Source organism: Sporosarcina beigongshangi, from assembly GCF_033485195.1.
Taxonomy (GTDB): domain Bacteria; phylum Bacillota; class Bacilli; order Bacillales_A; family Planococcaceae; genus Sporosarcina; species Sporosarcina beigongshangi.
Map to the genome: position 1 here is coordinate 15,044 of NZ_JAWLIR010000021.1, position 18,583 is coordinate 33,626.

The window sequence follows — 18,583 nt, forward strand, 5'->3', positions numbered from 1 at the left end:
AAATTTTAGTGAGGTGAAATCGTTATGGGAAAATCGATTTCGGTGAAAGCAGAAACAGTGGAACAAGCTGTTGAGATGGCGTTATCCATTTTAGAATTAACGATTGAGGAAGTTCATGTGGAAGTTGTATCAAATCCTAAAAGAAACCTTTTTGGTTTAAGGAAAATGATGGCGGAAGTGACTGTCACACAGCTAGAAAGCGAATCATTGGACGAAACAGTTGAACAATACGTTAACATGGAAATACCTTCAGAAAAGAAGGACGATCAAGAAGTAGTGGGCGCTCGTATACTCAATGGTAAGATTGACGTACTCTTTGATGGTGATAATTATCCAGTGATCTTGCCCGGGAAAAATTGTAGAGTAGAGGTGAATTATAGACAAGTTTTGGGGCGAACAATTCTTTCACCAGACGATAAAGTCCATGTAATCGTCAGCGATGAATTAATTCCCCCGCAGTTTTCAATCCAATTACTTGAGCAGGATATGCTTGCGATGCTTAGTTTCACGCCTGGGAAAAAAGTAAAACGGACGATTCACGATACAGAGTTTAAACAAGTGCTTCAGATTGAGGCTGTTGAGGAAATCGACTACTACAATGACCTCAAGCCACAGCTAATTGTGGATCGGCTGAAAGCGATGGGTATACACAAAGGTTTGCTGTTCCCAGCGATTAAGAAATTAACAGAAGTCATTAAGCCTTATGAAATTATAGTAGCAAAAGGGGTACCGCCTGTTGAAGGGCTTGATGGGGATTTAGAAATGCATATCGACTACAAGGAAAAAACACCAGGGGAATTAGAGAAGGTTGATTTTCGTGAATTGAATTTGATTCTCTCGGTGGAGGCGGGTCAAGTGATTGCAACCTATATTCCTTCGGTTCCTGGAACGGATGGCGTCAACTTGCTTGGACAGGTCGTTGCTGCTGAAAAGGTGAAGGACATTGTCATTCGCCCAGGTAAAAACGTCTCGCAACTAGGTACTGATATTGTGGCAGAAATATCGGGAAGACCCGCTGTCGATTGGCGAGAGAAGCTAGTTACTATTGAAGTTAACCCTGAGCATTTCCATGCAGGTGAGGTCGATCTAGAAAGTGGAAATATCCGCTTTGAAGGGGATGTGCGAATTGGTGGCGGTATTCAAACGTCTATGTATGTTGGTGCGACAGGTACAATATTTGTCAGTGGAGCCGTAACGAAGGCTACGATTCACGCCATGAAATCTGCGGTTGTGATGGGCAATGTTTTTTCATCGAGGATAAGTGTTGGGCAACAGGAATTCATCATTGGTGAACTAACGATGCAGCTAAAGGAAATCATTGTTTTATTGGAACAAATCCAGGATGCTATTCAGCGGGTGTTGGTCATGCGAGGGAACGAGGGGGATGATTTGACGACGCCAGAGCTCAATCATCTCATTCGGTTACTATTGGAAAAGAAATATCCAACGTTTCAAGAGTTAAATAAGGATTTCATTCAGAAGGTGAAAAATAATGCGCAGGAGCTATCGCCCGAATGGACAGATTTGGCAAATAAATTTTATTCGATATTTGTCACTGCGCAGCATACAGGATTAGAGGATGCAGATAGTTTTACTTTGTTGATTGAAGAAACGCGAGATTTATTGGAATTATACGGGGCGAAAATGTCGCAGGCACTTCTTACGGTACCCTATGCCATCAACAGTGTGTTGTATAGTAGTGGCATGATTGAAGTGACGTCGAAGGGTGTGTACCATAGCTCCGTGACAGCCGGTGATAGTATCAAAGTAAAAGGTGTGTGTCGTGGTGGGGAAATTATTGCGACACATAAAATATCTCTACAAGAAACTGGATCGGAGAATCTTGTGAAGACGGTTGTCCGTACAGGTGAAAAAGGCATGATTACGATAGGGCTTGCCCATGCGGGAACAGAAATTCAAATTGGTCAAAGGCATTACACGTTTATGGATAAAAAATTGGGTGTACATGCTTATCTTGACGATGATGGTGATTTAGTTGTTAATTGAAAAATACGCTTCCATCCTATAGAAGGGTGGAAGTTTTTTAATCTAGAAAAATAGGTGAATATTGTTTAGTTTGGGAGAAAAGTTGGTAGGGTTTGCGTAAAAATGGTTTAGTTACGTGATTATATTGTCTACTTTCGGTGAATATTGCATAAAACGCATTGTATAACTTTAAAAATGAGAGTATAATGACAACTGTCAAGACACTATAGTTTTAGCGAGAGGAAGAAGAATGGTGAGTAAACAGCATGAGGGGATTTCTAGAAATAAATTATTGGGGCTTGCGGGGACAGGCTGGATGTTCGATGCGATGGATGTCGGCATTTTGTCGTTTGTCATTGCAGCATTGGCGATAGAGTGGCAATTGTCACCGGGTGAGATGGGCTGGATTGGTAGCGTTAATTCCATTGGGATGGCTGTTGGGGCACTAGGATTTGGTTTGCTGGCGGATCGAATTGGACGTAAAAATGTTTTTATGATAACTCTTGTTTTATTCTCAGTCGCAAGTGGGTTGTCAGCATTGACGATGACGTTAACTGCGTTTTTAATCTTGCGCTTTTTTGTCGGCGCTGGACTGGGTGGAGAATTGCCGGTTGCGTCAACGCTTGTATCGGAAAGTGTGGCGGCACATGAACGGGGTCGCGTTGTTGTGTTACTAGAAAGTTTTTGGGCAGCGGGTTGGTTGATTGCCGCGCTCATTGCGTACTTTGTTATTCCGCATTTTGGTTGGAGGGTCGCATTAATTATTACGGCATTACCGGCCTTTTACGCGATTTACTTACGTCGAAAATTGCCTGACTCGCCAAAGTTCGTGGCGGATGGCAAGCCGAAGCAGTCAGCTTTGGAAAAAATGAAATTATTATGGTCGAAAAAGTACGCACGTCGAACGTTAATGTTATGGATTGTATGGTTCATGGTTGTCTTTTCCTATTACGGCATGTTCCTTTGGTTGCCAAGTGTAATGGTGCTGAAAGGCTTTAGCTTAATCAAAAGCTTTGGCTATGTACTCATTATGACACTTGCACAATTACCGGGTTATTTTTCAGCTGCTTGGTTAATTGAGCGTGTCGGGCGGAAATTTGTTTTGGCAACGTATTTACTAGGAACAGCGGCGAGTGCATTGGTGTTTGGAAGTGCGGAAACATTACCGATGCTGCTTACTTTTGGTGCGTTGTTATCCTTCTTCAATCTAGGCGCTTGGGGAGCACTCTATGCCTATTCACCGGAGCAATATCCTACGGCGATTCGTGCAACTGGATCAGGGATGGCCGCCGCAATTGGACGAGTCGGTGGTATTTTCGGTCCATTGCTTGTCGGCTCATTGCTGGCAGCAGGATATGGTTTTGGTTTGATTTTCGGCATATTCTGCGGAGCAATTGTCATTGGTGTGTTAGCGGTTGTATTGTTAGGGACAGAAACGAAACAATTAGAATTGGAATAAATGATGGGCCTCCCTTTTCTGAGAGGAGTATTTCACGATCGTCAATAAAGGTATTATGAGATTTTGCGGAAAATCTTAAATCTATAGCGAAATCTTTACAAGTTCATTACATACAATCCATCTTCCCTTCATATTGTTACGATATGGTTGAATTTGAAAGAAGCGTTCAATCGAAAAGGGGAGATAGGTATTGGCGATGTTCGAACCGAATGTAGAAATGGAAACTTCATCAAAACGAATAACTGGTAACTCAAGACGAGTCAATGAAAGTGGCAGTCTATTTGAGAAAATTTCATGGATTGTCTTGAAAAAAGAACGACCACCGAAAAGTAGCTATTATCCACTTCCGCCTCGGAAGTAGTCATTTGGAACCCCACCTCAATGAATTGAGGTGGGGTTTATTTTCAATTTGTGAACGATTGAAACCTTTGTCGTTATTCATCCGTAAAAGAATGTAAGGATGGAAGGGGATGAGGATGTGGCGGTTCGTGAGTTTACTGTAAATATTTTGCCAATGGCTGCGATGACTGTGATTGAGTCCTATGTGGTAGGTGGCAGCATTAGTGGTACGCTTGTCGATCGGTATGTCAGGCAGGTTGGGGAGCAAGAGGTACATGTCATGGTGTTGGAGAAGTATTATATGCGGTCGAGTAATCGGGCATCATTGACGGTTACAATTGATGATTTTGGAAAAGACACAAAAGTTCATGTAGTTGCATCGGGAGGATCAGAAGGTGTTTTCTTCCGTTTTGACTGGGGCGCTGGCAATAATTTTGCGAATAGCGTGGAGACGGCACTAGGAACTTCGATTATATAAGCGTATAAAGTCTTACCTTTAGGGGGAAGGCTTTTTTTGATAGACTAAAAAGAAATGAGGGGGTGTTCTGATGTTCCGTATTCCTGAGTCGATTGCGATACTTGGCAAAGAGCGAATCGCAGGCTTTCCTGTAGAGGGGTTTATTTACGGTGGAGGTCCGCAAAAACCTAAGCTGATGCTAATTGGGGAAGCGCCTGGGGAGTTTGAGCTGGTTGATGGCATTCCGTTCATCGGTCGTGCTGGGAAGGAATTGATGAAGTCACTCGCAACGATTGGTTTGTCGCGTGAGGATGTCTATATTACTAGTGCAGTTCGTAGCAGGCCGTATAGATGGGGAACGAAAAAAGAGCGCGATGGTACGACGACAGAACGGAAATACAATCGTCCACCAACGCAGAAGGAGATTGTGGCACATGCGCCTGTGCTCGACTATGAACTAGCCAATATTGAGCCCAAACTAATCGTCACACTTGGTAACGTAGGATTACAGCGGTTATTAGGCAAAGGAGCCAAGGTGACGGAACTGCATGGGCAATTATTAGAACGTCCTGTTCAGTATTTGAATGAGCTGGATGATACGACGTTTAAATGGACGCGGAAAACGTATCCAATTGTGCCGACTTTCCATCCAGCATCCGTTTTTTACAGACCGTCACATCGACCAGCATTAGACGCGGATTGGTTGGCGATTGGGCGTATGTTGGAACATTTGTGAATGAGTTAAATGGGGAATCTGGCAGCATTTTTCTCCATTTTTGTACGTGCTACTTCTTTTAAATCGATACCTAAAACATCTGCAAACTGCAATAAATAGATGAACACATCCGCGGCTTCTTCTGCAATTTCGTCTTTATTTTTTGCGATGGCCTCCTCGGCGGAGAGCCACTGGAAATGCTCTAGTAGTTCACTTGCTTCTAAAGATACGGAAATGGCTAGATTTCGTGCATCGTGATTACCATCCCACCCGCGTGCTTTCGTGAATTGTCGAATGTCAGCTTGTAATTTTTCCATGTATATCCCATCCCGTCTACTAACTTTTCTTGAGTATACGGTATTGTTAGACAGATTTAAAGGAATAGTGAAAGGGAAGTGGAGGACGATTATGATTTATACACCCGTGGATAAAACGTTTTTTGAAGCACCTGTGCTTGAGCTAGCACAAAGTTTACTTGGACAGTACATCGTCCATGAGCAAGCAGATGGACTACTAGTAGCCCGCATTGTCGAAACAGAGGCGTATCATGGGCCAGAAGATCAGGCGGCGCATAGCTTTGGCAATCGTCGGACAAAGAGGACAGACGTTATGTTTGAAGAGGCCGGTCTGGTTTACACGTACAGAATGCACACACATACGCTCATTAATGTTGTCAGTGGACCAGTTGGGACACCACATGCGATTTTAATCCGCGCGGTGGAGCCGATTGAAGGATACGAACAAATGAAAGAAAATCGCGGTGTTCATCTGAAGATGCATGACTGGACGAATGGACCGGGGAAGCTGACGAAAGCGCTGGATATTACAATGGATTATTACGGTCATCATTGGTCTGAAAGTCCGCTATTCATTGCTGAAGGTCCTGGCGTGGGAGAAATAGTAGCAGGTCCGCGTGTGGGGATTGGCAATTCAGGCGAGGCGGTCCATTATCCATGGCGTTATTACGAGAAGGATAATCCGTTTGTGTCGAAATACCGTGCGTAGCTTGCAGAATTGGTCAGTTAGTTTTGTAAGTATATTTCAAAAATCAAACAAAAAAACGCCGTCATCCCAGTGACGGCGTTTTCTGAGTCTATTATGCGTGTGCTAATTCAAGTTGAACGGATGGACCGAAGAATTCGAAGTGAACTTTTTCCTCTGGCATTCCTAACTCGTATAATCCCTTAATGACCGCTTGCATGAATGGTGTTGGTCCACAAACATAAATGTCGCTTCCTTCCAAAACGTTTGCAGCTAGAAATTCACGGTCGATAAAGCCATCGCCTTCTTCTGAATAAAGAGCAGCATATGTTGAGTTAGCCATCGTGTCATTCAATTGATGGAGAACGTCATCGAATGCTTGGTGTTTACGCGTACGTGCTGAGTGTAAAAAGGCAACAGAGCGCTCCGCATTGGTTTTGGCAATCGTGTCGAACATGCTCATCATTGGCGTGATACCGACACCACCGCTAATTAGTGTGACCGGATTGTTGCTATCCGTGTCCAAGTAGAAGTCGCCAGCCGGAACACTAACTTCGATTGTATCGCCAATCGCTGTTTCATTATGAAGAAAGACAGATGCTTTACCATTTGGATTGAACTCATCTTCCCGTTTCACGGAGATACGATAAAGGTCACCTGTTGCAGCTTGTGATAAGCTGTATTGACGGTTCACTGTATACGCATCGCCAGGAATGTTCAGTCGTACTGAAATGTATTGACCCGGTTTGTAAGTAGGTAATGGTTGACCATCTGCTGGCTTTAAATAGAATGAAGTGATGACATCACTTTCAACGATCTTATCTGCGATGATGAAGCTTTTGAATGTTTCCCAGCCACCATCTGCTTGCTTAGCTTGCTCGTACATTCCTTTTTCAATACCGATAAATGCATCAGCGATGACTCCATAAGCTTCACCCCATGCAGTGATGATTTCAGGTGTAGCTGCATTGCCGAGTACTTCTTTAATCGCGCCTAAAAGATGGTAGCCGACGATTGGGTAATGCTCTTCTTTGATACCCAATGATTTATGTTTGTGGGCAATTTGTGTAACAGCTGGTAAAATAGCAGCAAGATTATCGATATTTGTAGCTGCTGCATAGACGGCATTGGCAAGGGCTGTTTGTTGACGACCTTGTGATTGGTTCGCGTGGTTGAAAATATTTAGTAGTTCAGGATGTTTTTCGAACATATTTTTATAGAAAACCGTTGTAATTGTTGTACCATGTTGTTCTAATACGGGGACTGTGGATTTTATAATAGTGATTGTTTCTTGAGATAGCATGTGATCATGCACAACCTTTCTGTTTTATTACTATCACAATAAAGGATATGAAAATGTAAAGCTATATAAAATATGTGTCTTTAAACGGAGTTAGAAAGTTAGCCACATATTCTTCACTCAAACGTCACAAGTGTTATAATATTGGGTAGAAAGTATGGTGAAATTATGCGTTTAACAATGTATACAGATTTTTCCTTGCGTGTTCTAATCTATCTTGGAACAAAGGGATTTGGAGAAAAAGCGACGGTGCAGGAAATTTCAAGTACATATGGGATTTCTAAAAATCATTTAACAAAAGTAGCCCATGAGCTTGGGAAAATGGGATTGATTGAGACGATTCGGGGACGTGGTGGTGGAATTCGCCTGAAAGTGGCGCCTGAACTAATTAGTGTGGGAGAGCTTGTTAGAAAGACGGAGGATGACTTTCATATCGTAGAGTGCTTTAATTCAGAGTCCAACAGTTGTATATTATCTCCTGCATGTCGACTGAAGGATGCACTACGGGAAGCGCTTGCCGCTTATCTCACGGTATTAGACGGCTATACCATTGCAGACTTCATCGTTAATAAAGATGAATTGACCGAGATATTATTTGGTAAACCTTTGTGATAAAATGTTAGTGAATAGAAAGAAAAGTAGGGGGCTAGTTTAATGGGAAAAGTTTTAGTGTTTGGACATAAAAATCCTGATACGGATTCAATTACTGCGGCAATTAGCTATGCATATTTGAAGCAACAGTTGGGAATGGATGCAGAAGCGGTACGACTTGGTGTTGTGACGAATGAGACGGCGTACGCGCTGGATTATTTCGGGTTTGAAGCACCACGTTTGATTGATAAAGCGGCACCAGATGCGGCGCAGGTAATTCTTGTTGACCATAACGAAAAACAACAAAGTGTGGACGATTTGGATGATGTACAGGTCATTGAAGTTGTTGACCACCATCGAATTGCTAACTTTGCAACAAGTGATCCGTTGTATTACCGTGCAGAGCCAGTCGGCTGTACGGCAACAATTTTGAATAAGCTGTACAAGGAAAATGGTATAGCGGTGCCAAAAGAGATTGCAGGACTAATGCTGTCTGCCATTATCTCAGATTCGTTGCTATTCAAATCACCAACGTTTACAGAAGAAGACCGTGCAGCAGCGGAGGAATTGACTGCGATTGCTGGTGTAGATGCGCAAGAATATGGACTGGCTATGTTGAAGGCTGGTGCAGATTTAAGCGATAAAACGCTTGAAGATTTGATTGAACTCGATGCGAAAGAATTTTCGTTTGGAGATGTCAAAATCGAGATTGCGCAAGTGAATGCTATTGATATTAACGATGTTATGGACCGTCAGGCTGAACTTGAAGAATTGTTGAACGGCGTTATTGCGAAGAAAGAGCTTGGTCTGTTCCTATTTGTTGTGACGGACATTTTGAATAATGATTCGGTCGTTTTGGCACTTGGTAAAGAGGCGGAGCGGGCAAGCGCAGCATTCAATGTAGAGCTGGTTAATAATACAGCAACATTGCAAGGCGTCGTTTCGCGTAAGAAGCAGATTGTGCCAGTATTGACGGATGCGTTGAAGTGAGTTGATTGAATAAAGGCTGTGCCCAGATGAATTGGGCGCAGCCTTTTATCTGTCTTGTGAGTTACTCTTACAGTTTCGTAGTTTACTCTTATAGTTAGCATGGTTACTCTTACAGTTTCGCGGTTTACTCTTATAGTTTCCAGTTACTCTTACAGTTTCGTGGTTTACTCATAGAGTTTGCGTGATTACTCTTACAGTTTTGCAATTCACTCTTACAGTTTGCTAGTTTGCCATTACAACACCCCAATTTACCCTGCCGGTAAGCATATTCATTGTTGCCTCCTTTGATTGAACCTAAAATGGAGATAAGAAAGGTGTGTGTAAAAATGAAGATTGAAATTTGGTCGGACTATGTATGTCCATTTTGCTATATCGGTAAGCGGAGGTTTGAGGAAGCTCTGAAGGAAACAGGCCTAGAGGAAAATGCAGAGGTTATTTTCAAAGCATTTGAATTGGATCCGAACTCACCTGCGACGTCAGATGAATCGATGGAAGAAGTGCTTGCTAAGAAATATGGAACGAGCATTGATGAGGCGAAGAAGATGACGGATAATGTCGTCGTTCAAGCGAAGACAGTCGGTTTAGATTATGATTTCAGTAAGATGACACCTGCGAATACATTTAATGCACATCGTCTTGCAAAGCTTGCTGAGCAGCAAGGTCTTGGAGCACAAGTGTCAGAACGATTCCTGAAAGCGTATTTTATTGATGCTGAGAAAATTGGTACAGAAGATGTCTTACTTCGACTTGCAGAGGAAGTAGGGATTTCTCGAGAGCGTGCGCAACAAGTGCTTGATTCTGACGAATTTGCAGCGGAGGTAAGGGCAGACATCACAGAAGCGGGACAGATTGGCGTACAAGGCGTACCGTTTTTCGTCATTAACCGCAAATATGCCATTTCAGGTGCACAGCCCGCTGAAGCCTTTGCAGAAGCGCTGCGCAAAGTAGCGGCAGAAGAATTAGAAAATCACTGAATATCCTAAACTGAAGATGAAAAAACGGACGCATGATCAAAAGATCGTGCGTCCGTTTATTGTTTTTATTGAGCTGGGTTTACTTGTAGGTCGATAGAAATTTTAATATCGTCTCCTACAAGAACGCCGCCTGCTTCAAGTGCTTGGTTCCATGTAAGGCCAAACTCTTTTCTTGAAATTTTTCCTTCAACTTCGAAAGCTGCAACATCAATGCCCCAAGGGTTTTTCCCTGTACCTTCGTATTCTACTTCAAACGTAATTTTTTTCGTTACGTCTTTGATTGTCATATCGCCAGTTACATCGTAGCTGCCGCCTTTTTTCACGATATCTGTTGAAACGAATGTGATGCTCGGGTACGTTTCTGTATCGAAGAAGTCCCCTGAACGAAGGTGGTTGTCTCGGTCTTCGCTATTTGTATTGATAGAAGAAGCGTCGATTTTGAAATCGATTTTCGCGCCTGTTAAATCTTCAGGATTTCCTTCAAGCGTTCCTTCAACTACTCCGAAGCTACCTTTTACTTTTGAAACCATCATGTGTTTTACTGTGAAACCAACACTCGTGTGTGAAGCATCTACTGTCCATTTTGTCATTGTTAAAACTTCCTTTCTGAAATAAGATCTGTTCTTACTATAATTCCTGCATACCTTGAAGTCAAGATAAAAATCTTGAATTTAAGATATATTTTTATTTGTAGTGCAAAATGTATGATTGCAGTTGATGAAATTGCTTGTCAAAAGAAAAAATTCCACGCATACTATGAAAGGGAACAAGATGTAAAAGGTTTACCCAGTCCAGTGAGTTTTCAAACACGCTGAATATATTTGATATGGTCTATTGAAGGGATTGAATGTTGATGTCGAAGCATCAATGGCTTGAGGAGCTACAAACTAAAATTACACAAGGTACATTACTCGTAGATGAACCGCTTTGTAAATATACGATGACTAAATTGGGTGGCGCAGCAGACCTGCTAGTCATTCCTGCAACGATTGAAGAAACTGCGGTGACAGTGCGCTATGCCCATGAACGTGAAATTCCATTATTATTGCTAGGCAATGGGTCCAATATGGTTGTGAGAGATGGCGGTGTCAGAGGGATTGTTCTTCATTTAGCGAAGCTCAATGCAATTCAGATTGAAGGGAAGCATGTCCATGCGGAGGCGGGTGCACTCATAATTGATGTGTCTAAGCGCGCCGCAGCATCGACTTTGACAGGGATTGAGTTTGCCTGCGGTATCCCTGGTTCTATTGGAGGCGCAATGGCGATGAATGCTGGCGCATACGGTGGAGAAATTAAAGATATTATTGTGCAAGCAACCGTGTTAACGAGGTCTGGACAACAGCTTGTTTTGTCAAAAGAGGAATTAGAGCTTGGCTACCGCCAGAGTATTATCGCGAAAGAAGGTTATTATGTACTGTCTGCTGATTTCCAATTAGCAGAAGGAGAACAAGAGGCTATTGATGCAAAGGTGGCTGATTTAACATTTCAGCGCGAGTCCAAGCAACCGCTTGAATATCCTTCGGCGGGTAGCGTCTTTAAGCGTCCACCTGGCTATTTTGCAGGAAAGCTGATTCAAGACTGTGGCTTGCAAGGAAAAGGGCATGGTGGCGCCGAAGTATCATTGAAGCACGCTGGTTTTATTATTAATAAAAACAATGCGACAGCTTCTGATTATATTCAGACGATTGATATGGTGAAAGTAGAAGTGAAAAAGAAGTTTGACGTGGATTTAGAGCTGGAAGTGAAAATTGTTGGTGAAGAGCAATAAGAAAAGCGGATGCCCTTTTGAAAGGGGCATCCGCTTTTAAGCATTACTATATCCGTTTTGCGTGGGAGAGATCCCAAGCGTTATGAAGAAAATGGTTATTTCTCAACTTTACAGTTAAGCAGTGAAGGGTCGGTCACTTGGTCGTCTGTAATATGCACTTGGCACATTTTATTGTTGCTCATAAATTTGAATAACCCATTATTGAAATCTGTCCCAATCTCCTTAAAGAAGATCCCCTCAAAACGAGCTTCCTTTGATAATGTGAAACAGACTCGGAAACCGTCGCCGTCCTCCATTAAATAAGCGCGCACTCCTTTTTCAAACATACCATCAATTTCTTCCTTGATTGCACGATCGACAGAGACGACATGGAAATCGACAAATGTGATTTCGCGTAACAAAACGTTCATGAACGAGCCCTTTGTGATTTCTTCCCAGCGACTTTGTGCGGTTTGCCCAATAATAATTTGCGTAATGTTATGCTCGTGTGCGACCTCTTTAATGACTTTAGCGGAAGGACGTTTTTCGTTATCACGAATAATGAATTCTTCAACGTCAAGCTCTTCAGCAAGTTCTTGCCAGCGTTCGATGTAATCAGACTTTTCCGCGTCAAATTCATCATATGGCAGTGGGTCAACCGTTAAAATATACAGTGGACAATCCATGATTGTTGCCATTTTATGTCCGCGTCTAATGAGACGTTCACCATTTGGACCGTAGTAGACACAAACGAGAATGCTCTCGTCCATACGACCTTTTACTTTGCCCATGCCGGTAGTTCACCTCTTAAATGTTTTAGTGTGTTTAAATCCGTTTAGTTCCATTTAAATGACTTAGATAAATGGTGCTTGAAAACCCAATTAGTATATATGAAAAAATTGAACTTGACAACCCACCTGCGTGTAAAATTATTGCAAAGTGCCAAGAGTTTCGTTTTAGTGTATAATTTACTGTATAAACATATTGGAATTCCCCTAAAATGGGTATCTTTAGCTACCTATTATGGCGCTAGTCACGATGCGCGTCAAGTTTCCCCTATATAAATATATAAGCCCGGGTGCAAAGAGTTAGGTTTGCCGGTATAAAATTCATTTGCCCCTTTTTAACTTGTTCTAGTATTGGAGGTTGTATTTTGACGATAACGATAGCAATTCTAATTCCATTTTTGGCAGCCGTCCTCGTTCCATTTATCTACAAGAGGGTGCCAAGTCGAAATATTGGGTGGTTTGTCCTGCTTGTTCCCCTTGTGTTATTCATCGTTCTTGCTCGCTTTATTCCTGCGGTTTCCAGTGGTGAAACTTATATACATACACTAAAGTGGATTGATTCTGCTGGCATTAATTTCACAACTTATCTCGATGGTTTAAGTATGATTTTTGGTCTTCTTATTACAGGAGTAGGGAGTCTTGTGATCCTTTACTCTATATATTATTTATCGGAACGAGAAGCGTTAGGGCGCTTTTATGTGTATCTTCTCATGTTCATGGGTTCAATGCTTGGGGTAATCTTTTCGGATAACTTGATGGTACTGTACGTTTTCTGGGAATTGACGAGTATTTCGTCCTTTCTATTAATCGCGTTTTGGTATCATCGGAAAAAATCGCGTTACGGAGCACAAAAGTCGATGCTCATTACGGTTTCGGGCGGAGTAGCTATGCTTGCTGGTTTCATCATGCTGCTTACATTGACGGGCTCGTTTAGTGTCCGTGAGATTATTGCAACGATTGGTCAGTATACGGATGAAAGTCTGTTCCTGCTGGCCATGCTCCTCGTTCTACTTGGTGCTTTTACAAAGTCTGCACAGTTCCCATTCCATATTTGGCTGCCGGATGCGATGGAAGCGCCGACACCAGTAAGTGCATATTTGCACTCCGCAACAATGGTCAAAGCGGGGATTTACCTTGTGGCTCGCTTTACGCCTGTATTTGGTGGAGAAGCGGTGTGGTTTTATACGGTTAGTTGCGTCGGGATTTTTACATTGTTCTGGGGCTCATTCAACGCAGTGCGGCAAACAGATTTAAAGGCGCTGCTTGCTTACTCGACAATCAGTCAGTTGGGTCTGATCATGAGTCTCTTTGGTTTGGGCTCTGCCGCACTCAACGAGGGATATAGTGCGGATTCGGTTATTTATACGCAGGCGACGTTTGCGGCGCTGTTCCATCTTATTAACCACTCCACCTTTAAGGGTGCATTATTCATGGTGGTAGGGATTGTCGACCATGAATTGGGGACGCGGGATATTCGAAGGCTTGGTGGATTGATGTCCTTCATGCCTATCACGTTTACCATTGCGCTAATAGGAAGCTTCTCGATGGCTGGTTTACCGCCATTCAACGGTTTTTTAAGTAAGGAAATGTTTTTTGAGTCGGTGTTAAATGTGCGTAATCTTGACATTTTTGCTATGGGGACGTGGGGAACTCTATTTCCTGTCGTTGCGTGGATTGCGAGCGTATTGACGTTTGTTTATAGCATGATTATTGTGTTCAAGACCTTCCTTGGTCAACATCAGCCTGCCCGGTTGGATAAAGTGCCACATGAAGCCCCGTTAGGTATGCTAATCGCACCGTCTATTCTAGCTGTATTTGTTGTTGGGATTTTCTTTTTCCCTAACGTCATTGGTAATTATATATTACGACCCGCAATGGCAGCGGTCTACCCACCATTTGAAGGCGCACCAGGCTTAGTGCCACATATCTCTGCTTGGCATGGATTTACTTATATGCCTTTACTACTAACGATTGGTGTTGTCATCGTAGGGGGAGCACTCTATTTATTCCTTCGCTATTGGCGAAGTGTGTATGAGGTTGCACCGTTAAGTTGGTCGCTCGATAGCCTTTACAATGGCATCTTGGTACAGACGGAAAAAGGTTCGTCTTACTTAACACGCTTCTATATGACCGGCTATTTGAGGGATTATCTCGTTTATATTTTCACGTTCTTCATTTTGGCTGTTGGTGGCAGCATGATTTTGTCGGGCACTTACATATTCGATTTGTCAGGAGACTCACCAATTACCATTAATGAATACATTGTTGTATTTGTCATGATGGGTGCTGGAATCGCCATAATATTTGTGGAATCACGCATGACAGCCATCATTTTGAATGGGGTTCTTGGTTATTCAATCGCGATTTTCTTTGTTGTATTCCGTGCGCCAGATTTAGCACTGACACAAATTATCGTAGAGACCGTTACAACGGCATTATTCCTACTCTGTTTCCGCTTTTTACCCGAATGGGAGAAGGAGAAATCGACACGTCCTACAAAGGTAATCAATGCAATCATTGCGATTACAGTTGGAACAATTGTTACTGTCCTTGCTTTAGCGGTTCAAGGGAATAAGATGTTTGAATCCATTTCGGTTTATTTTGAAGATTCTTATGCGTTGGCGGGCGGAAAAAATATTGTCAATACAATATTAGGTGATTTCCGTGCGTTTGATACGATGCTTGAAGTTGTTGTGCTTTTCATCGCTGGAATCGGTGTGTTCACGCTGATTAAATTGAAGGCGGGGAAGGGGGAAAAGGACGTTGAAGATCAATGATGTCATTTTAGAAACGGTGACAAAGATTGTTGTATTCATTATCTTGACGTTCGGTGTGGAGCTATTCTTATCGGGGCACAATAATCCTGGGGGAGGTTTCATCGGTGGTCTCGTCCTTTCTTCTGCATTTGTCTTGCTCTATTTGGTCTATGATATCGAAACGGTGCAAAAAGGAATTCCGTTTGATTACAAGAAAATTGCTGCGTTCGGTGTGTTGTTAGCAGTTGGTACGGGTGTAGCGGCAGCAGTGTTCGGCGTACAGTTTTTGACACAGACAGCCAGTCATTTCAATTTGCCTGTGTTCGGAGATACAGAGCTATCCACGGTCATTTTGTTTGAAGCTGGAGTGGCACTGACAGTTGTTGGTGTTGTTGTGACGATTATTTTAAGTATTAGTGAGGATGTGTAGCGAATGGAAACGTTAATAACGATACTTGTTGGAGTGCTAGTTACCGTTGCGGTCTATTTGCTGCTGTCCCGTAGTTTGATTCGAGTCATTTTGGGAACTGCTATTCTATCTCATGCGGTCCATTTGCTATTGATGACGATGGGCGGGTTGAAGAAGGGCGGTGTTCCAATAATTGGAGCAGGTTCAGGAAATTATACGGATGCTTTACCGCAGGCCCTAATTTTGACCGCGATTGTTATTAGTTTTGCTGTCACGGCATTTTTGCTTGTTCTAGCTTATCGAACACATAAGGAAGCTGGATCAGATGATCTCAGTGTATTGAGAGGTACCGAAGATGAATAATATGATCGTTTTACCAATGATTATCCCAATTTTAACAGGAGTTTTTCTAATCTTTCTCAGACCCTATGTAAAGATTCAACGCGTTTTGAGTATCCTGTCAATTCTTGCGACAATAGGGGTTAGCGTTTATATTTTGAATCGCATTCAGACGGATGGTATTTTACGCCTTGATTTCGGTGGCTGGCTACCTCCTTACGGTATTTTATTTGTTGCAGATTCGTTCTCCATGCTACTCGTTGTGACGACAGCAATTATAACGGGCATTTTATTGTTTTATGCGTTTTCTTCAGTGAGTCCGTCGTTTGAAAATATGTTTTTCTATCCGTTTGTCTTTTTCCTTATTGCAGGGGTAAATGGTTCATTTTTGACGGGGGACTTATTTAACTTATTTGTTTGTTTTGAAGTTATGCTATTATCCTCTTATGTGCTCATTACGCTTGGTGGACGAAAAGTTCAGTTAGTTGAATCGATTAAATATGTCTCGATAAACGTATTGTCATCATGGTTTTTCCTTGTAGCGATTGCGTATTTATACGGTACGGTTGGCACGCTGAACATGGCGCACTTGTCGGTGCGTGTGGCAGAGGTGGGACAGGGTTCATTATTGACAGTGATTAGTATTATCTTTTTAATTGTTTTCAGTTTAAAGGCAGGTCTATTGCTGTATTTTTGGCTACCAGGTTCGTATAGCGCACCACCGACTGTCATTGCGGCTTTGTTCGGAGCTTTGCTGACAAAGGTTGGTATCTATGCAATGTTCCGCGTGTTTACGCTTATTTTTTATCATGAGCCTGAGATTACCCATACGTTGATTGGTGTGATGGCTGCTGTGACGCTAATTGGCGGCAGCATTGGTGCCATCGCTCACAATGATGTACGGCAAATTGTTTCTTACAACGTAGTGATTGCGGTTGGATTTATCCTTGTGGGTCTTGCTGTTTCAACAGAGGTTGCTATTCAAGGATCCATTTACTATTTAATTCATGACATGATTATTAAAGCGCTATTGTTCCTGCTCGCTGGAACGATGATTTATTTGACGGGTACAGCGAGAATTGAGCAGATGAGTGGGCTCATCCGCAACTATCCAATTTTAGGATGGTTATTTTTCATCACGATGCTATCGCTTGCTGGAATTCCACCGCTAAGTGGGTTCATTGGTAAAGTGTATGTGGGGCAGGGAGCGATTGAAGCCGGTGCGTTTGGGTTGCTTGCCATTGCGTTCATATCGAGTATTTTTGTGCTGTACTCATTGTTGCGTATCTTCTTGAATTGTTTTTGGGGAGAGACGATTATTAACGAGGATGATGATGTACCGTTGAAAAAAGGGATACTCATACCCTGTGTTATACTCGGTGTTTTGACGATTGCGCTTGGACTAGGGGCAGAAGGAATTGCAGTGTATGTCAGTGATGCTGCCCACACATTAATGAATCCAGAAATCTATATTGAGGCAGTTTTGAAAGATTGACAGTAACCTGATTCAGAAGAAAGAAGAGGTGAGGGATGATGCCGGCCCAGTTATTACTAAACTTATTCATTGCTTTTCTATGGATGACGTTGATGGATGAAGATGAACTACGTTTTACAACTTTCTTTGCCGGCTTCCTTGTCGGAATTGGCATCATTTTTTTCATGCACCGATTTTTAGGGACTCAATTTTATTTGCGTAGAGTGTATTCGACGATTAAATTGATTTTCATTTTTATATCCGAGTTAACACAGTCGAGTATTATCGTGTTAAAACAGATTTTAAGTCCAAGGTTGAAGATTAAGCCAGGCATCTTTAAATATGAAACTGTATTGAAAAGTGATGTGGAAGTAACGATGCTGTCGCTCCTGTTAACGTTGACACCCGGTTCGGTCGTGATGGAAGTATCACCTGAGGGCAATGTGCTCTACATCCACGCGATGGATGTAGAGCAATCAAAGGATGCTCTGTTAAATCAGTTGGGCAATTTTGAAAAAGCGATTATGGAGGTGACCCGCTGATGATTGAAACGATGCTGACGATTGCGCTAGTGCTATTTTCGACGACAATCGCGATTGCTGTCATTCGAATTATCCTTGGGCCGTCCATGCCCGATCGTGTCATTGCACTCGACATGATTGCTGTGAACCTAATTGCGATGATTGCAGTAGTGTCTATTATGCTGAAAACGAAGGCTTTTCTAGAAGTTATTTTGATATTAGGTATTCTGTCATTTATTAGTACGATTGCCTTCTCCAAATTTATCGAGAGGGGGGTTATCGTTGAGCGTAAACGAAATCGGTGAATTTATAGGTGCACTGCTTATTTTGACAGGTGGGATTGCGAGTGTCATTAGTGTATTTGGGTTGATTCGCTTGCCTGATGTTTATACGAGATCCCATGCAGCGACGAAAAGCTCGACGTTGGCTGTCTTGTTGACTTTATCAGGTACATTTTTGTACTTTTGGTTCAGCGAGCAATTCATTAGTGTTCGTGTATTGCTCGGGATTGTTTTTGTGTTTTTAACAGCACCCGTTGCAGGGCATCTAATTATTCGTGCCGCTTATCGGTCGAAAGTGAAGCTAGCGGATATTTCGGTAGAGGATGCACTGTATGAAGTATTGCATAAGGAAGAGTTGAAAAAGGACGAGACTGGCCAATGATGGCTAGCTCGTTCTTTTTTCATTGGAGTGGCCTAAACCCGTAGCGAATCAGAGAAAAAGGTATTTAACTAGAATAGCAGAATAGTATATTAAA

Annotated in this window: 21 protein-coding genes; 17 read left to right on the forward strand and 4 right to left on the reverse strand. The window is 42.5% G+C overall.

Annotated elements, in window-relative coordinates; translation table 11 throughout:
* The first annotated feature begins 24 nt into the window (after positions 1–24).
* The 5 genes from R2B77_RS10945 (at position 25) to R2B77_RS10965 (ending at position 4,977) form a co-directional block, all read left to right on the forward strand.
* Entirely contained in the window at positions 25–2,007 is a 1,983-nt protein-coding gene (locus R2B77_RS10945) for a flagellar assembly protein A (RefSeq protein WP_203248187.1), read from the forward strand.
* A gap of 229 nt (positions 2,008–2,236) precedes the next feature.
* The gene (locus tag R2B77_RS10950) at positions 2,237–3,445 is read left to right on the forward strand and encodes an MFS transporter (RefSeq protein WP_212391652.1); all 1,209 of its coding nucleotides are present in this window, start codon (positions 2,237–2,239) and stop codon (positions 3,443–3,445) included.
* A 190-nt stretch (positions 3,446–3,635) separates the two neighbouring features.
* On the forward strand, positions 3,636–3,806 hold the full coding sequence (locus R2B77_RS10955; protein WP_203248185.1) for a hypothetical protein: 171 nt from the start codon (positions 3,636–3,638) through the stop codon (positions 3,804–3,806).
* A gap of 117 nt (positions 3,807–3,923) precedes the next feature.
* Entirely contained in the window at positions 3,924–4,262 is a 339-nt protein-coding gene (locus tag R2B77_RS10960) for a DUF6054 family protein (protein WP_203248184.1), read from the forward strand.
* A gap of 70 nt (positions 4,263–4,332) precedes the next feature.
* Positions 4,333–4,977 carry a uracil-DNA glycosylase gene (locus R2B77_RS10965; RefSeq protein WP_203248183.1) on the forward strand — a complete coding sequence of 215 codons (645 nt, stop codon included), beginning with the start codon at positions 4,333–4,335 and terminating at the stop codon, positions 4,975–4,977.
* 5 nt (positions 4,978–4,982) lie between these two features.
* Here the strand turns inward: R2B77_RS10965 and R2B77_RS10970 are convergent, their stop codons facing one another.
* The gene (locus R2B77_RS10970; protein ID WP_203248182.1) at positions 4,983–5,273 is read right to left on the reverse strand and encodes a nucleotide pyrophosphohydrolase; all 291 of its coding nucleotides are present in this window, start codon (positions 5,271–5,273) and stop codon (positions 4,983–4,985) included.
* A 91-nt stretch (positions 5,274–5,364) separates the two neighbouring features.
* Between R2B77_RS10970 and R2B77_RS10975 the strand changes: the two genes are divergently transcribed.
* On the forward strand, positions 5,365–5,961 hold the full coding sequence (locus R2B77_RS10975; protein ID WP_203248181.1) for a DNA-3-methyladenine glycosylase: 597 nt from the start codon (positions 5,365–5,367) through the stop codon (positions 5,959–5,961).
* 91 nt (positions 5,962–6,052) lie between these two features.
* Here R2B77_RS10975 and hmpA read toward each other — a convergent pair whose 3' ends face one another.
* The gene (hmpA, locus tag R2B77_RS10980; RefSeq protein ID WP_203248180.1) at positions 6,053–7,240 is read right to left on the reverse strand and encodes an NO-inducible flavohemoprotein; all 1,188 of its coding nucleotides are present in this window, start codon (positions 7,238–7,240) and stop codon (positions 6,053–6,055) included.
* A gap of 165 nt (positions 7,241–7,405) precedes the next feature.
* Between hmpA and R2B77_RS10985 the strand changes: the two genes are divergently transcribed.
* From R2B77_RS10985 to R2B77_RS10995, 3 genes are all read left to right on the forward strand, one after another.
* Positions 7,406–7,849 carry an RrF2 family transcriptional regulator gene (locus R2B77_RS10985; RefSeq protein WP_203248260.1) on the forward strand — a complete coding sequence of 148 codons (444 nt, stop codon included), beginning with the start codon at positions 7,406–7,408 and terminating at the stop codon, positions 7,847–7,849.
* A gap of 42 nt (positions 7,850–7,891) precedes the next feature.
* Positions 7,892–8,818, forward strand: coding sequence for a manganese-dependent inorganic pyrophosphatase (locus tag R2B77_RS10990; RefSeq protein ID WP_203248179.1), 927 nt, complete (start codon positions 7,892–7,894; stop codon positions 8,816–8,818).
* Between the two features lie 326 nt (positions 8,819–9,144).
* Positions 9,145–9,792, forward strand: coding sequence for a DsbA family oxidoreductase (locus R2B77_RS10995; protein WP_203248178.1), 648 nt, complete (start codon positions 9,145–9,147; stop codon positions 9,790–9,792).
* Positions 9,793–9,857: 65 nt separating this feature from the next.
* On the opposite strand, the gene R2B77_RS11000 is transcribed toward R2B77_RS10995, so the two are convergent.
* Complete coding sequence (locus R2B77_RS11000) at positions 9,858–10,382, reverse strand: YceI family protein (RefSeq protein ID WP_203248177.1); 525 nt, start codon at positions 10,380–10,382, stop codon at positions 9,858–9,860.
* Between the two features lie 263 nt (positions 10,383–10,645).
* Here R2B77_RS11000 and murB point away from each other — a divergent pair, with 263 nt between their 5' ends.
* Positions 10,646–11,560, forward strand: coding sequence for a UDP-N-acetylmuramate dehydrogenase (murB, locus tag R2B77_RS11005; RefSeq protein ID WP_203248176.1), 915 nt, complete (start codon positions 10,646–10,648; stop codon positions 11,558–11,560).
* A gap of 95 nt (positions 11,561–11,655) precedes the next feature.
* On the opposite strand, the gene R2B77_RS11010 is transcribed toward murB, so the two are convergent.
* Positions 11,656–12,330, reverse strand: coding sequence for a universal stress protein (locus R2B77_RS11010; protein WP_203248175.1), 675 nt, complete (start codon positions 12,328–12,330; stop codon positions 11,656–11,658).
* A gap of 359 nt (positions 12,331–12,689) precedes the next feature.
* Here R2B77_RS11010 and R2B77_RS11015 point away from each other — a divergent pair, with 359 nt between their 5' ends.
* From R2B77_RS11015 to R2B77_RS11045, 7 genes are read left to right on the forward strand one after another with little or no spacing between them, the layout of a single operon-like run.
* Positions 12,690–15,104, forward strand: a complete 2,415-nt coding sequence (locus R2B77_RS11015) for a Na+/H+ antiporter subunit A (RefSeq protein WP_322555693.1) — start codon at positions 12,690–12,692, stop codon at positions 15,102–15,104.
* A complete protein-coding gene (locus R2B77_RS11020; protein WP_203248173.1) occupies positions 15,091–15,513 on the forward strand; it encodes a Na(+)/H(+) antiporter subunit B in 423 nt (140 codons plus the stop codon). Before R2B77_RS11015 ends, R2B77_RS11020 begins: the two co-directional genes overlap by 14 nt.
* A 3-nt stretch (positions 15,514–15,516) precedes the next feature.
* Positions 15,517–15,855 carry a Na(+)/H(+) antiporter subunit C gene (locus R2B77_RS11025; protein WP_203248172.1) on the forward strand — a complete coding sequence of 113 codons (339 nt, stop codon included), beginning with the start codon at positions 15,517–15,519 and terminating at the stop codon, positions 15,853–15,855.
* On the forward strand, positions 15,848–17,326 hold the full coding sequence (locus R2B77_RS11030) for a Na+/H+ antiporter subunit D (protein ID WP_203248171.1): 1,479 nt from the start codon (positions 15,848–15,850) through the stop codon (positions 17,324–17,326). Before R2B77_RS11025 ends, R2B77_RS11030 begins: the two co-directional genes overlap by 8 nt.
* Positions 17,327–17,364: 38 nt before the next feature.
* Positions 17,365–17,847, forward strand: coding sequence for a Na+/H+ antiporter subunit E (locus tag R2B77_RS11035; protein ID WP_203248170.1), 483 nt, complete (start codon positions 17,365–17,367; stop codon positions 17,845–17,847).
* Positions 17,847–18,131: a Na(+)/H(+) antiporter subunit F1 gene (locus R2B77_RS11040; protein WP_203248169.1), complete on the forward strand. Its 285-nt coding sequence runs from the start codon at positions 17,847–17,849 to the stop codon at positions 18,129–18,131. Before R2B77_RS11035 ends, R2B77_RS11040 begins: the two co-directional genes overlap by 1 nt.
* Entirely contained in the window at positions 18,109–18,489 is a 381-nt protein-coding gene (locus tag R2B77_RS11045) for a Na+/H+ antiporter subunit G (protein ID WP_203248168.1), read from the forward strand. The genes R2B77_RS11040 and R2B77_RS11045 overlap by 23 nt, the downstream gene beginning before the upstream one ends.
* The last annotated feature ends 94 nt before the right edge of the window (positions 18,490–18,583 follow it).

Coding starts and splice junctions, on each gene's coding strand:
- R2B77_RS10995 (WP_203248178.1), top strand. CDS start 9,145: ATGAAGATTGAAATTTGGTCGGACTATGTATGTCCATTTTGCTATATC.
- R2B77_RS10965 (WP_203248183.1), top strand. CDS start 4,333: ATGTTCCGTATTCCTGAGTCGATTGCGATACTTGGCAAAGAGCGAATC.
- R2B77_RS11000 (WP_203248177.1), bottom strand. CDS start 10,382: ATGACAAAATGGACAGTAGATGCTTCACACACGAGTGTTGGTTTCACA.
- R2B77_RS10990 (WP_203248179.1), top strand. CDS start 7,892: ATGGGAAAAGTTTTAGTGTTTGGACATAAAAATCCTGATACGGATTCA.
- R2B77_RS11040 (WP_203248169.1), top strand. CDS start 17,847: ATGATTGAAACGATGCTGACGATTGCGCTAGTGCTATTTTCGACGACA.
- R2B77_RS10970 (WP_203248182.1), bottom strand. CDS start 5,273: ATGGAAAAATTACAAGCTGACATTCGACAATTCACGAAAGCACGCGGG.
- R2B77_RS11010 (WP_203248175.1), bottom strand. CDS start 12,330: ATGGGCAAAGTAAAAGGTCGTATGGACGAGAGCATTCTCGTTTGTGTC.
- hmpA (WP_203248180.1), bottom strand. CDS start 7,240: ATGCTATCTCAAGAAACAATCACTATTATAAAATCCACAGTCCCCGTA.
- R2B77_RS11035 (WP_203248170.1), top strand. CDS start 17,365: ATGCCGGCCCAGTTATTACTAAACTTATTCATTGCTTTTCTATGGATG.
- R2B77_RS10950 (WP_212391652.1), top strand. CDS start 2,237: ATGGTGAGTAAACAGCATGAGGGGATTTCTAGAAATAAATTATTGGGG.
- R2B77_RS10985 (WP_203248260.1), top strand. CDS start 7,406: ATGCGTTTAACAATGTATACAGATTTTTCCTTGCGTGTTCTAATCTAT.
- R2B77_RS10945 (WP_203248187.1), top strand. CDS start 25: ATGGGAAAATCGATTTCGGTGAAAGCAGAAACAGTGGAACAAGCTGTT.
- R2B77_RS11025 (WP_203248172.1), top strand. CDS start 15,517: ATGGAAACGTTAATAACGATACTTGTTGGAGTGCTAGTTACCGTTGCG.
- R2B77_RS10975 (WP_203248181.1), top strand. CDS start 5,365: ATGATTTATACACCCGTGGATAAAACGTTTTTTGAAGCACCTGTGCTT.
- murB (WP_203248176.1), top strand. CDS start 10,646: ATGTCGAAGCATCAATGGCTTGAGGAGCTACAAACTAAAATTACACAA.
- R2B77_RS11030 (WP_203248171.1), top strand. CDS start 15,848: ATGAATAATATGATCGTTTTACCAATGATTATCCCAATTTTAACAGGA.